Genomic DNA, 13,457 nt, shown 5'->3' on the forward strand with positions numbered 1-13,457 from the left:
TATAAGACGCACCAAACCCTGCTGGATATTGGTGATATTCATGCAGAAGACCATCGTGCCTGGGAACATTCCTTAGGTTTTATGGCCAGATGCCTCGGAAACCAAGCCCCTTCCCTTCAGGAGCTTCTCTCCGACACCGAGACACTAGAGCGCACTATTAAAGCATTTGAGCACGGACTGGGGATGTGGAAAAACTCGTCCTTTCACGATTTTATCAGTAATTACTTTGCCAACTGGCATGCCGCAACTGGAGAAGCCGGGCTAGCAGTACGCGCGAATCTGTTCACCAAACTTAGTGAGCTTTTTTTTCGAGAAAACGCAAGAACCCAGAACGCCATGCCTGCAATCCGCGTCACGGACAGTAAGCTCGCGGAATGGACCGGCCGAATGAACGAAGACGGCGTACTCGATATTACACCGTACCAGATAAACCGTATCCTGCTCCATGCATTGTGCTATACCCAAGACACCTGGTCAGAAACGTTTACTATGAACCTTCGCATCCTTCTAAGATTCCTGCGCAACCGCTTCAATGAGGCGCAGGGCGTCGGTGCGTTAGCGTTGGCGCGCGACTCCTATCCGGATACGCTCCTTGACTATGTCGAAAGTATGGCTAACGGAGTGGTGCCAGAAACCATGCCGCCAATATTAACACCAGGGAATATTGCTCCATCCACCAGCTTTGATGTTGCACAATTACTGGCAAGTTCCAAAGACACGCCGGAAGGCGTCATTCAAGCCCTCATTGAACATCCAAATTTCAATCCAGATGTTGCCAATGAAGATGGGGTGACGCCTTTCTATCTTGCTGCCGAGGAAGGCCACGTCCCCCTGGCCGCTGCTCTGCTTGCAAGGGGTGCCAACTGCTTTGCAATGAAAGCTGGTTCTTACCTTCCACTCAGCACAGCGCTAAGTCAGGAGCATCTGTCTTTTGTACAATGGTTCCTTGGCGCCCTGGACGAAGACAAAAGAATGGAAGCCATACTTGCGAAAGATAAGGGTAAAAAAACCTTGCTGCATGAAGCAACAAGAAACCCTCAATCCTTAGAACTCGTGCTGACCTATGTACCGGAAGCCCAAAAGGCAGTGGCTTTGCTTAGTCAAGATAGATATCAAAGCACGGTGCTACACTATGCAGCAAGCAAGACGAAAACACTGAACATTGTTCTAGGCTGTTTACCTGAACACGTAAAGGTTGATGCCATCATGGCGAAAGACCATTATAGCAAAAACGTGCTGCACTATGCGGCAACAAACCTGGAATCCCTAACGCTCCTTAGGGACTGCCTTCCTGAAAAAAAATTCACGGAAGCCTTAATGGCAAAAGACAATCAAGGCATGACCGTGCTGCATGAAGCAGCATCGAAGCCGGAATGCCTGGGATTTCTTTTGAGTTGCTTACCGGAGGAAGAAAGGGCAAATGCCGTGCTGGAGGCAAATAGATACAATATGACCGTGCTGAGCAAAGCAGCAAATAACCCCGAATTCCTGCTTGCCCTTCTGGACTGCATCCCAAAAGCCAAAAGAGTAGAACTCTTAATGACGAAAGACCGGAATGGCATAACCCCTATTGAACCGACGCTATCTAATTCGAAAGCCTTAGCTACACTTCTGGCCTGTCTGCCTGAGGAATCCAGATTACCTTTTATATTAGGGGAGAATTTTGATGGAGACACTCTATTGAGACGGGCAGTACTCTATCCGGACTCCTTAAGTCAACTTCTGGCCAGTCTTCCCGAGGATACGAGGGCAGCGGCTGTGTTAACAAAGAATAGGTATGGGGACGACCTGCTGAATTATGCGGTTATATATTCGAATTCTGTAAATGTACTTTGGTCTTGTCTGACCATGGAAGAAAGAGTAAATGCCCTGACAGAAAAGAGAAGAGATGACAACACACTACTGCATAAGGCAGCGATGAGGCCGGAATTTTTGAAACTCTTTCTGAGTGAATTGCCCAAGCAAACAAGAGCATCACAAGTAATGGCAAAGAACTTTCATGGCGAAACCGTGCTGCACAAGGCGGCAAAGAATCCAGAATCGCTGCGACTCCTTCTGACCTGTATTCCAGAAAATGAACAGGCTGAAGCCGTGATGACAAAAAGCAATTACGGCAGGACCATTCTACATGAAACAGAGGGGGATCCAAAATGCCTGGAAATCCTGTTGAACTGTTTACCGGAGGAAGTTAGGGCAGATGTAGTGATGGCAAAAGATACTCAAGGCGCGACCTTACTGTACAACGCAGCATCGAATCCAAAATGCCTGGGACTCCTGTTGAACTGCTTACCGCAGGAATCAAGGGTAGAGGCACTGGTGGAGGTAAATGGAAAGAATAACTCCGTACTAAGCAAAGTAGCAGGCGATCCTCAATCCCTGCTCTCCCTTATGGACTTCATCCCCAAAGCCCAAAGAGCAGCACTCTTGATGACGAAAAACAGGGACGGGTATCGCACCCCTATTCAACGAGCACTATCTAATCCGGAAGCTTTGCGTTCACTTATAACCTGTTTGCCAGAGGAAAGTAGAATACCGTTCATATTAGAGAAGAATTTTGCAAAAGAATATTTGGATCCACTTACATTCAACGAAATGAGGAATTGTTTTCATGGAGACAATCTACTGCAATATGCGGTGGACAATCCCCGCTCCCTAAGCCATCTTCTGGCCTGCCTTCCCGAAGGTACAAGGGCAGAGGCCTTGTTAGCAAAGAATAGGGATGGCAAGACCCTACTGGATTATACGCCTCGCTATTTGCAAGCTATGGAAGTCCTTTGGTCTTATCTGACAATGGAAGAAAAATTACAAACCGTGATGGAAAAGAGAGAAAATGACAATACGGTACTGCATATCACAGCAGATGAGCCGAAATTTCTGGAACTCTTTCTGAATGAATTGCCCGAGCAAACAAAAACATCACAAGTGATGGCAAGGAATATTGAGGGAGAGACCGCACTGCATTGGGCAGCAGAATATCCCGAATCACTGAGACTTCTTCTGGCCTGCATTCCCAAAGGTGAACAGACTGAAGCTGTGATGACTAAAGACCAATATAACAGTACCATTTTGCACTATGCGGTAAGCAATCCAAAATCATTGAGCCTCCTTCTGGCCTGCATTCCAGAAAGAGAACAGGCTGATGTTATGATGATGAAAGACGAATGTGGCAGGACTATTTTGCACAAAGCGGCGGGTTATCCAGAATCCCTAAAGCTTGTTTTGGCCTGTCTGCCAAAGGATAAAATACCAGAATTATTGATGGCAAAGGACAAAAATAACAAAACAGTACTGGACTACGCATTAGTAAAATGGGAATCCCAACGAATCCTTCAGCCTTATGCTGAAAAAGCAAAAAGCGCTGCGGCCTCCTCTCATTCGTTTTTTAGTCACGAGCATTCATCGTCCACCTCAAACCCTGAACATAGAGCCCTCAGTAGCGAGACACCTCAAAAGCCAGGGTCTTAGGTTGGAGTTGCTTGTTCAATAGACAGTTGACTTCCCTCTGGACTTAAGACCAGGAAGGGAGTCAATAACGTCATCAATTTAATCTCTGTACCCGCGCAGGCGCTAAACGTTCCTCTCTTCTGATAGGTAATCCACGCAAAAGCGAAGATCCTCACAAAAATAGGTTATCAAGTTCCCACCAGGATCGCCTTCTCCCTCCGGGCTTCACGGCTGTCCCATTAAAAATATGACATCTTTCCGTGCGTAGCGAGGAATCTCCTGCAAATTGGCACAATCTGATTTAATGTATTAATTATCATTACCTTATCAGCAGCTTGGCTGCAAATGCGAAACAAATTGCTCAGACTATTCGTAGTCACTGGGCTGTCGAGAACAGTCTACATTGGGTCTTGGACGTTACATTACGTGAAGAGGATTCTCGCGTATGCAAAGATCATGCTCCTGAAAATAGGGCGATGGTTCGGCATATTATTTTGAACAGGTTACAGAATACCAAAAAGAAATTTAAGGATATGAGCACTAGGCGCCCGCAGAAAAAGGCTGGCTGGGGAGACTCAACTCTTGATATGATTTTAATGGCCGCATTGTAATGGGATCGTGCAACCTTACAGGAGATTCCTCGCTACGCTCGGAAAGACGTCATATTTTTAATGGGACAGCCGTGCCTCCTGGCTGAGGGAGAAGGACATTTTAGCGAGATTTCGATAACATTGGGAACTAAAGATTTTGCATTTCGTCAAGAAATGCTTAAGGCCCATTGCTATTTTCCGCCTGGGCGGGCAAGACAGCTTTTTTGTCATGTGAGTAAATTATTAAAACACAATGATAGCAACCACCGCCAGGCTGACCCAGGAATCAAAATCAGCCCAGTGGCATTCGGAAAAGACTAGCTACATCCGATAAATAATGGTTTTATAAGGGTGTGGACGATTGAGCAGGCGCGTATTCATCTAATTCAGTATTCTGTTCTCCTCCCAATGTGGCGACAACAGTACTGAACATTTTCATATTGAGTTTGCCTGGTAGAGGTAATTTTGAAGAGTGCCCTTCTTCAGGAAGCGGAGATTGTGTACCGTGTGCTTTCTTTCCCTTGCTCAAACAGGCTTCAAGATCAGCGAACTGAGCCATGTTCAGCTTATTAACAACGACTGGAGTTTTAACAGGAACAGGCTCCGGCTCATCAGTGGTTAATTGCATTCTTTTACCCAGACAGCTCATGAGCTGAGTTTTAAACTCACTCATGCCAATCGATTTTGAAGTATTAACATACATCAAATACGCTCTCAACTGATAAATGTGCTCCTCAGTTAACGCGTCTTGTTCTTCAAGCCAGCTTACCATTTGAGGGTATTGATCTAAAACAATAGTTTTTACATCCCCTAACGAATTGATCCAGTACAGAGAATAATGACCTGGGTTGCCACGCAAAACAAACGTAGTCAGGTTTCCATTTTTCACCAGTGTATCATTACTCATCTCAGCATTAGAACGGGGATCTAGAGGATTTACTAACACCTGAACTCTATCAAGGAACATGTCTCTTGCTTTAACACATTCCTTCTTCAAGCGCTTCATATGCACAGGATTTATTTTATCCAAATCCTCTGATTGGTTATTAAGAAGCAAAACGATCCATTCTTCACTCGGTTGCATGGTGTATGCTTTGCCCTGAACATCAACCCAATGCAAGGTCCAAACGCCTTTTTGCAGAAAGATAGAAAATTGAATTTTATCCGGGGATTCTTTAGCTGAACGAATAGCATCTTCCAAATTTTTAGCAATAAGTACATTATCCACAGTTTGTTTAATGCTTTGCTGCGCTTTTTGCAGTTCTAACTCCTTGGCTTCAATCAATTTACGATTTGCCCGGTATTGAACTATAAAAGAATCTATTTTATCGATAATTAATTCACTAACCCGCTCAATGACTGCATCACGGTTTTTATCTGTGAGAGGCATATAGCCAGGAACGCTACCAATTAATCCATCAAGCAGATAATAATTAAATGAGCCAACATTCCATTTGCCTTTAGTGACTAATAATTTAATTTCCTGCAAGCGAGTAAAGGTATCATGAAATTCTTCCATGCTCTTGATTGCCAAGTCCACCTCGGGACCTCTGGCTCTTGTATATTGATAAACCCATCCAATAAACCAGGATTGAATTGGTTGGTTGTATTTTCTTTTGGCGGTTTCACACAGTTCAATTAGTTCAGCACGACCTTGTTCCGATTCTTCTGCAATTCGAGTTAATAATTTTTCAACGAATACATCCAAATTATCCAGAATGACTAATCTCTTCTTACCATCCTTGAGAGGCATATAAGCTCCTTTTTATGTCCATCTTTCATATTACCTCAATAATTTTTTTATACAAGTAACAAAATTCTTAACCTCAAAAGAGTTATGCGTTAATTTGCTTGTTTTAGCCTGCTCCCTCCAGGGGCTAATAAAATTCAGCACTGCTCGAAGTAAAGCACCACAGAAGGCTTGCAAATTTAAAGTAAATCGCTAACATGGTTTAGTTAAAAAATAATAACAAAGGGATGTCATGAGAATTTCACTACTTTCAGCGGCTCTATTAGCCACTGGGATTGCTTCAGCAGCAACCCCGGTTGACGGTTGGTATACCAGCGTATTCGGTGGATATACTTTTATACCTGGTAATATTGATAATTATACAATAGATTACATTCATCGAGACCGGGCTGGTTATAATAGCGGTTATAATGCCGGGGGTCGTATCGGATTTCAAAGTAATCCACTCCGTTATGAAGCGGAATATACCTATCTTCGTGCTAACCTGAAGCATTTTGATATCGATCATATTAATCAACGGGATGCATCAGGTTATTCATCCGGTAACTTTTTAATGGCAAACATCTACTATGATTTTCCTGAAATGTTACCCGCCATTTCTCCTTATTTAGGATTGGGTATTGGTTATGCCTATCTTCAAGCAAATCTTTCCAGTTCAGGCCCAATCGCTCCAAGCTTTTTCTCAGTGAGCGATAGTGCTTTTGCCTATCAGGGAACCGCGGGAATTACTTATAACTTTGCGGAAAATTACGCGGTGAACCTGGCGTATCGCTATGTAGCAACGGATAAGCCGAACGGATTTGGCGAAATATTCCAGGCACATATTGCGAGTGCTGGGGCAGTTTATCGTTTTGATCAGGTTAATTATAAGTAAGGATTTTTAATGAAGCAGCTAATTCAACTGGGATTGTTATCAAACCTGCTAATCAACAGTACAGCCTTTGCAGTGAACCCTGAGCAAGGATTTTATATGGGCCTGCTGGGAGAAATGAGTTCTGGTCCTGCAAATCATGAAATTGCCTTTATAGAACCACCTGATCCAACCATTTGGGTGGGAAAAGTAGATAACAGCCGGATTGGCGGCGGTGGTGGCGCTATGCTGGGCTACCGATACCATCAATTCCGGGTTGAGGGTGAATTTCTCTATAACTGGAATGGATCCGGTTCTGTAGATATTGGCGATTGTACCCTGCAAAGTCCCATTGTGCAGACTCCCACCGGTATTTGTCCTCAGGATCATTTTCAGGCGAATAACCTGGGATTTAACGGCAGTGTTGCCACCATGTACGGTTTGGCAAACGTATTTTGGGATTTTATAAATTATGACAGCGACAATGCAACTGTGTTCCCCTATGTAGGATTGGGTATTGGTTACGCCCGTCTTACAAGCAGAGGTAATTTCATTCGAAACTATTACACCCTGGATGTTACCTCTCGTGGCTCAAGCAGAACGTTCACCAGTGGCGCAGCCCAAGGCATTCTTGGCTTAGGTCTCTTTATGGATGATTTCACCTGGGCCGGAATGGATTACCGCTATCTCACGACCAATACTCTGAAAGATTATGGTAATAAGCGGTATGCCATTAATTCACTTAATTTTACCGTCAGTTTATCCTTTGATAAAAGCGGGACTTAAGCTGTTTCATTTTGTTTACCCTGAGGCTCTTGCCACAGGGTAACAAACAAAACCATGACCATAGGTCCTAAAAATAGTCCCAGTAGCCCTAAAGTCTCAACTCCACCCAGGATACCAAATAAAACGGCCAGAAATGGCAATTCAATAGCCCCACCAATCAGTACCGGTTTAACAAAATGATCAGCAACAAACATAACCAAAGTGCCCCAGACCAAAACTATAATCGCACTTATCAAACTGCCCACAGAAAGTAAAACCAATGCCACAGCGATAAATACTATAGGCACGACAAAAGGAATCATCGCGGCCAAGGCGGTAATAAATCCGGTCAATGTAGGTGCGGGAAACTCGACAAGAGCATAACAAATCCCCATCAGGATACCCACGCCAATGCCTACGACTATGGTTCCATTTACTGTTGCACGCAATGCCCTTGGCAATCGATCCGAATAACGAAACCACCGGGTTCCCAGACAGTATTCCCCCACATGATGAACTTGCGACAATAACTTATCGCCATCGCGGTAGAAAAAAAACAAGGTTAATAAAGTAAATCCAACCTGAAAACTTCTATGGGCCAGATTAAATCCGATTTGCTTAATATAATAACTTGCTGGAGTAAGGGTAACATGAAGATTGGATAAGAAATCTTTTATATTGCCAGGTTTACCAATATTCTCATCCCAGTATTGTACCAAATCATTACCAATCAAAGGGAAATTCTTAAAAAACTCCGGTGCTGCTCCACCGTCCTTATTAATTTGTTGCAAAAAATTGATAAACAGCTGCGACTCTTTAATGAGGATCCCGACAAGCCAGCTTAAAGGAATAAGAAACAGCAAGCCCATAAGCGTAGTAAATAATAATGCCGATACATTATCTTTCTTACCAAAAAAATAACACCATTTTTTATATAAAGGATAGGTTGCAATAGCAATAATTGCCGCCCAAATCATTGATGGGATGAATTTATGAACAATGAAAATGGAGAGTATTACGATGCTAACCGTCAAACCCATACTGATGAGTTCTTTATGATTTTCATTCATTACGAAAAGCTCCAGGCTAAAAGTTGCATAATCAACCAGGCAGGAACTGCAGCCCCGACATCATCCAGCATGATGCCCAGGCCTCCGTGTACTTTTTGATCAATATACCGTACTGGCTGAGGTTTCCATATATCGAAAAGACGAAATAAAATAAAGCCCAGAATCATCCAAAGCACACCTTTTGGGGCTAAAAACATAGTCAATAAATAACCTACAACTTCATCCCAGACTATGCCTTTATAATCGTGTAATCCCAAATCCCGTGATACTTTATCACTGACCCAGACTCCTAGAATAAAAGCAAGGATGGTCAAAGCCAGATAAATACCCCAATGAGTGTTCATCATTAAAAGATAAAGTGGAACTGCGGCAAGAGTCCCCCAGGTTCCGGGTGCTACGGGCATCAATCCGCTACCAAAGCCAAAGGCTATAAAATAAGCAGGATCCTGCCATACACGATTAACCAAATTTACCTGATTCATACTCTATTTATCCAATTTAAAAATGAGAATAACCAACTGGTTTTAATTCTTCCGGCTGATCATTTGAGGTTATAATCCTTAAACCAGGGAGTTCTTCTATAACTCCAATCGGATAACACTCTAAGTTAATTTCATACAACTCATCCTTTAATTGCCCCAACTGCGAGGAATTAACTGTAAAACATAGCTCATAATCATCGCCCCCTGTTAAAGCCAAGTCAACAGCCTGAGCACTCAAATATTTGTTAACCAAAGGATGAACGGGAATATCTCTTTTATTTAAACAGGCTCCAACGCCACTGGCAATACATAGATGATTTAGATCTGCACTTAAGCCATCTGAAATATCTATAGCAGATGTTGCATATTTGCGAAGCAAATGAATCAAATCAACCCGAGGATTAGGATGTAATAACTGACGCATTAATTCGGTTTTATCATAGGCGGGAATAGTGAGCTCGCCCAGCGATTTAACACCCAGCGCAGCAGCACCCAGAAGTCCAGAAACCAGGATGACATCTCCTGGCTTCGCCCCGGAACGTCTGATTGCTTGTTGATGCGGTGCATGACCCATTATGGTCAATGTTATCGATAAAGGACCATGTGTCGTATCTCCGCCAATCAAGTCAATATTAAAGCGATTTAGCGAGTCCCTTAAACCTTTTGAAAATCCCTCAAGCCAGGGTTGTTGAATTTCTGGAAGTGTCAATGCTAAAGTCACATAGCAAGGTTCTGCGGCCATCGCGGCCATATCACTCACATTAACCATCACCGCTTTACAGGCAATATCATAAGGATCCCATTCGGGAAGAAAATGAACTCCTGAAACCAAAGTATCAGTGCTGACTAATAAATCAGTTCCTGGTGGTAAATGCAAACAGGCGGCGTCATCACCTATACCAAACAGAACTTCCTTATGCCGAACAGGAAAAGACTTAAAATAAAAATCAATTAGAGAAAATTCATTCATTGCCAAGACTGATTTCTACTGAACGTACCTGCTGTGCCAGATTATTCAATACTCCATTGACATAGCGATGCCCATCCTGCGATCCAAACTCCTTGGTCAGGGAAATGGATTCATCAAGTACTACCTTATAAGGAATTTCAGGACAATGAAAGAGTTCAAAGGAACCAATACGCAGTACAGTTAACTCGATAGGATTCAATCCACTAACATCCCGGTCAAGAAATGGAGAGAAGCTCGCCTCCAAAGCCTCAGCATGCGCCGGGACTCCGTGGAGCAAACGGGTAAAATAATCGACATCTACTTTATCCATATTATTGATAACCCGGAACTGTGCTTCAATTTCATGAAGATCAGAACCTGACATTAACCATTGATACAATGCCTGTAATGCTAATTTACGTGCTTTCCTTTTACCACTTATTGATTGCTTTTCCACTTATACCTCGTACTTTTGAATGGATCGGGCTTTAAAGACCCCGATCCTGAACATTCGTCACTATCTATGCGTCATCCTTGCAAAGCAAGGATCCATGCAAATAGGCAGTATAGTGCTCATTTTGAGGATGGATCCCCTCTTTCGCAAGGATAATGACCTTATAAAAACCTAAAGACATTAAATCAATTTACCCTTTTAAAAATGACTCATTCTCATATCCCTCATTTCATTTGATATGTGGGTTCTATATCTTATTGAGGAATAAACGCAGTCACTCTTTATCGTGTTTCATTTGATCTATAGTCTGTCTAAAATCGCTCACATCCTTGAAGCGCTTATATACGGATGCGAATCGCACATAAGCAACATGATCCAACCTGAATAACTCATTCATTACCAATTCACCAATCAGTTGAGAATCCACTTCACGTTCACCTCTGCGACGAATTTCCTGAGTAATGGAAATAATCGCTGCTTCGAGACTGTCCACACTTACCGGTCTTTTTTCCAGAGCGCGAAGCATGCCTGAGCGCAGGTTATCGATGTTAAAGGGTTCCCGTCGTCCATCACGTTTGATGATTAAGGGCATAATCAATTCAGCAGTCTCAAAAGTAGTAAACCGCTCATGACAAAGAAGACATTCTCGCCTCCTGCGCACCTGAGCACCATCAGCGACTAAACGAGAATCGACCACTTTGGTTTCTTCAGCATGACAAAAAGGGCAGTACATGATTAACCATAAACCGGAAAATCACGACACAAAAGCAAAACCTGAGTTTTTACTCGTGCGTTGATCGTTTCATCATTTATATTGTCCAGGATGTCTGCCACCCAATTGGTAAGAAGCGTTATTTCTTTTTCTTTAAATCCTCGTGTCGTTGCAGCAGGTGTTCCCAATCGTAATCCACTGGTTACAAAAGGCGAACGGGGATCATTGGGTACCGAATTCTTGTTAACAGTGATATTAGCTCGGCCTAAAGCAGCATCTGCTTCTTTTCCGGTAATATCCTTGTTAATCAAATCTACCAGTACTAAATGATTATCGGTTCCACCTGAAACAATGTTATAGCCTCGGCTTTGTAACACATCACACATGGTTCGTGCATTGACGAGAACCTGTTGTTGGTAGGCTTTAAATTCAGGCAATAAAGCTTCTGCAAAAGCAACGGCCTTCGCTGCAATAACATGCATTAACGGCCCGCCCTGCATGCCTGGAAACACTGCAGAATTTAATTTTTTCTCAATTTCTTCATTTTCTTTGCACAGTATCAAACCACCTCTAGGGCCTCTTAGCGTTTTATGCGTGGTGGTTGTAACAACATCAGCATAAGGTAAGGGAGATGGGTACAGTCCAACAGCAACCAAACCGGCGACGTGTGCCATATCCGCCATTAAATAAGCACCTACTTTATCAGCAATCGCTCTGAATCTTGCCCAATCAAGCGTTCTCGAATAAGCTGAAAATCCGGCAATAATTAACTTGGGTTTATGCTGTATGGCAAGTTGTTCTACAACATCATAATCAATTAAACCCGTATTGACATCGACGCCATATTCTACTGCCTGATACAATTTACCGGAGAAATTGACTTTCGAACCGTGAGTCAGGTGACCGCCATGAGGCAGCGCCATTCCCATAAAAACATCACCAGGTGATAATAAAGCCATCATGACAGAGGCATTAGCCTGGGATCCTGAGTGCGGCTGGACATTAACATAATGCGCGCCGAATAATTTTTTTGCTCTTTCTATAGCCAGTTCTTCAGCGATGTCTACATACTCACATCCTCCATAATAACGTTTACCAGGATAGCCTTCTGCATATTTATTAGTAAGTACAGACCCCTGAGCCTGCAATACTCTGGGACTCACATAATTTTCAGAAGCGATGAGCTCTATATGATCTTCCTGACGACGCTTTTCATTTTCAATGGCCTGAAACAGCGCATCATCAAAATGTTCTATGGTATAACTTTCATCAAACATGTGAAATTCCTTAGCCTGGATAATAACTATCGTGATTTAACAATAATGTCATTACGAACGCTTTTTACACCACCTACTCCGGCAGCAATAGTTGCGGCTCTTTGTTTAATTCGTGGTGAATCTACAAAACCACTTAGCTGTACCTGATCTTTATATGTCTTAACTTTAACGGCAAATCCATCTGTACCTAATTGATCAACCAAACTTGCTTTCACTCGTGTAGTTGTTGCTGTACTGTCAAGATACTCTCCAGTACTTTCAGCTTGAGGAGAAGCAGCACAAGCAATAATGATCATGGAAACAGCTCCCACCAGTAACATCTTCAGTGAGTCAATCATAAAGGCTCCTTAAAGAAAAAACCTTACTAGAGTACCACAAAATGTCTTCAGATACGAAGGGGTATTCACGCGGGTTTATTCCTTGAACAGGACATAAAATACGGTGATTAACCCTCAATTCTATATAAGCAAAAACCCTGTACGCTCATCTCAGATTCCAGGGTTAATTATGAAACAATAACGCGAGAGCGACAGCAAGTCTTCAGACGATACCAATGAAAACTAACTGCGCCCCCTATCTATGTCCATGCGACTTAGTATGAACATCCTGATTTTTATTATGTACCTGGGCATTACCACGATTAATCGTTCCAGACGGGTTAACCTTGGCTTGATTGGAAACACCATGATTTTGAGAATGTTGCAAAGCAGCACGATTATCAGTTGGTGTATGACCATGAGTCGTTCCTGCGCTTCCCGCATGACCATGGACTGTTCCAGAATTCCCAGCATGACCGTGGACTGTTCCAACAGCTCCAGTATGACCATGTACATTGTTCTTTACATCAATCTGGGCTGGACGAGGACGTGGTGATATCAGCACTTTATTTGCATAAGCATCTGGATGCCCATGATAAACTCCCCCCGCCTGGGCTGGCCGGTATACAGGATTAGCATGGAAATGACGATGAGGGTTAACTGGCCTCACTTCAACCATTGGAGCAGGAATAGAATAACCACGATCATAATATTGCTGTTCAACAACGGTACAAGAGGTCAATAAAGGCAGGGCTAACAGACTTGAGACGAGGTATCTCATGAAAAACTCCTCAGAA

The 13,457-nt window shown here is 43.0% G+C and carries 13 protein-coding genes; 4 read left to right on the forward strand and 9 right to left on the reverse strand.

Annotation, left to right across the window (positions count from 1 at the left end):
- Together G543_RS19130 and G543_RS19450 are read left to right on the forward strand one after the other, a co-directional pair.
- Window positions 1–3,465: ankyrin repeat domain-containing protein (locus G543_RS19130; protein WP_035922204.1), on the forward strand; the 3,465-nt coding region annotated here is incomplete at its 5' end.
- 287 nt (window positions 3,466–3,752) lie between these two features.
- On the forward strand, window positions 3,753–4,055 hold the full coding sequence (locus tag G543_RS19450) for an ISAs1 family transposase (RefSeq protein WP_115343546.1): 303 nt from the start codon (window positions 3,753–3,755) through the stop codon (window positions 4,053–4,055).
- A 322-nt stretch (window positions 4,056–4,377) separates the two neighbouring features.
- On the opposite strand, the gene G543_RS0111970 is transcribed toward G543_RS19450, so the two are convergent.
- Entirely contained in the window at window positions 4,378–5,787 is a 1,410-nt protein-coding gene (locus G543_RS0111970; RefSeq protein WP_028384732.1) for a hypothetical protein, read from the reverse strand.
- Window positions 5,788–6,016: 229 nt separating this feature from the next.
- On the opposite strand from G543_RS0111970, the gene G543_RS0111975 reads away from it, so the two are divergent.
- Window positions 6,017–6,658, forward strand: a complete 642-nt coding sequence (locus G543_RS0111975; protein WP_028384733.1) for an outer membrane protein — start codon at window positions 6,017–6,019, stop codon at window positions 6,656–6,658.
- Window positions 6,659–6,667: 9 nt separating this feature from the next.
- Window positions 6,668–7,420, forward strand: a complete 753-nt coding sequence (locus tag G543_RS0111980) for an outer membrane beta-barrel protein (RefSeq protein WP_028384734.1) — start codon at window positions 6,668–6,670, stop codon at window positions 7,418–7,420.
- Here the strand turns inward: G543_RS0111980 and G543_RS0111985 are convergent.
- The 8 genes from G543_RS0111985 to G543_RS17835 form a co-directional block, all read right to left on the reverse strand.
- On the reverse strand, window positions 7,417–8,469 hold the full coding sequence (locus G543_RS0111985; RefSeq protein WP_028384735.1) for an AI-2E family transporter: 1,053 nt from the start codon (window positions 8,467–8,469) through the stop codon (window positions 7,417–7,419). The genes G543_RS0111980 and G543_RS0111985 overlap by 4 nt on opposite strands.
- The gene (locus G543_RS0111990; RefSeq protein ID WP_028384736.1) at window positions 8,469–8,951 is read right to left on the reverse strand and encodes a phosphatidylglycerophosphatase A family protein; all 483 of its coding nucleotides are present in this window, start codon (window positions 8,949–8,951) and stop codon (window positions 8,469–8,471) included. The genes G543_RS0111985 and G543_RS0111990 overlap by 1 nt, the downstream gene beginning before the upstream one ends.
- A gap of 16 nt (window positions 8,952–8,967) precedes the next feature.
- The gene (gene thiL, locus G543_RS0111995) at window positions 8,968–9,921 is read right to left on the reverse strand and encodes a thiamine-phosphate kinase (RefSeq protein ID WP_028384737.1); all 954 of its coding nucleotides are present in this window, start codon (window positions 9,919–9,921) and stop codon (window positions 8,968–8,970) included.
- Entirely contained in the window at window positions 9,914–10,357 is a 444-nt protein-coding gene (gene nusB / locus G543_RS0112000) for a transcription antitermination factor NusB (RefSeq protein ID WP_028384738.1), read from the reverse strand. The genes thiL and nusB overlap by 8 nt, the downstream gene beginning before the upstream one ends.
- 271 nt (window positions 10,358–10,628) lie before the next feature.
- Window positions 10,629–11,087, reverse strand: coding sequence for a transcriptional regulator NrdR (nrdR, locus tag G543_RS0112010; protein WP_028384739.1), 459 nt, complete (start codon window positions 11,085–11,087; stop codon window positions 10,629–10,631).
- Window positions 11,088–11,089: 2 nt separating this feature from the next.
- Window positions 11,090–12,343, reverse strand: coding sequence for a serine hydroxymethyltransferase (glyA, locus tag G543_RS0112015; protein WP_028384740.1), 1,254 nt, complete (start codon window positions 12,341–12,343; stop codon window positions 11,090–11,092).
- A 26-nt stretch (window positions 12,344–12,369) separates the two neighbouring features.
- Window positions 12,370–12,681, reverse strand: coding sequence for a BON domain-containing protein (locus G543_RS0112020; protein WP_028384741.1), 312 nt, complete (start codon window positions 12,679–12,681; stop codon window positions 12,370–12,372).
- A 235-nt stretch (window positions 12,682–12,916) separates the two neighbouring features.
- A complete protein-coding gene (locus G543_RS17835; protein WP_051190692.1) occupies window positions 12,917–13,441 on the reverse strand; it encodes a hypothetical protein in 525 nt (174 codons plus the stop codon).
- Window positions 13,442–13,457 lie beyond the last annotated feature (16 nt).

The sequence above is a fragment of the Legionella moravica DSM 19234 genome (genome assembly GCF_000423305.1).
In the GTDB taxonomy this organism is placed as follows: Bacteria; Pseudomonadota; Gammaproteobacteria; order Legionellales; family Legionellaceae; genus Legionella; species Legionella moravica.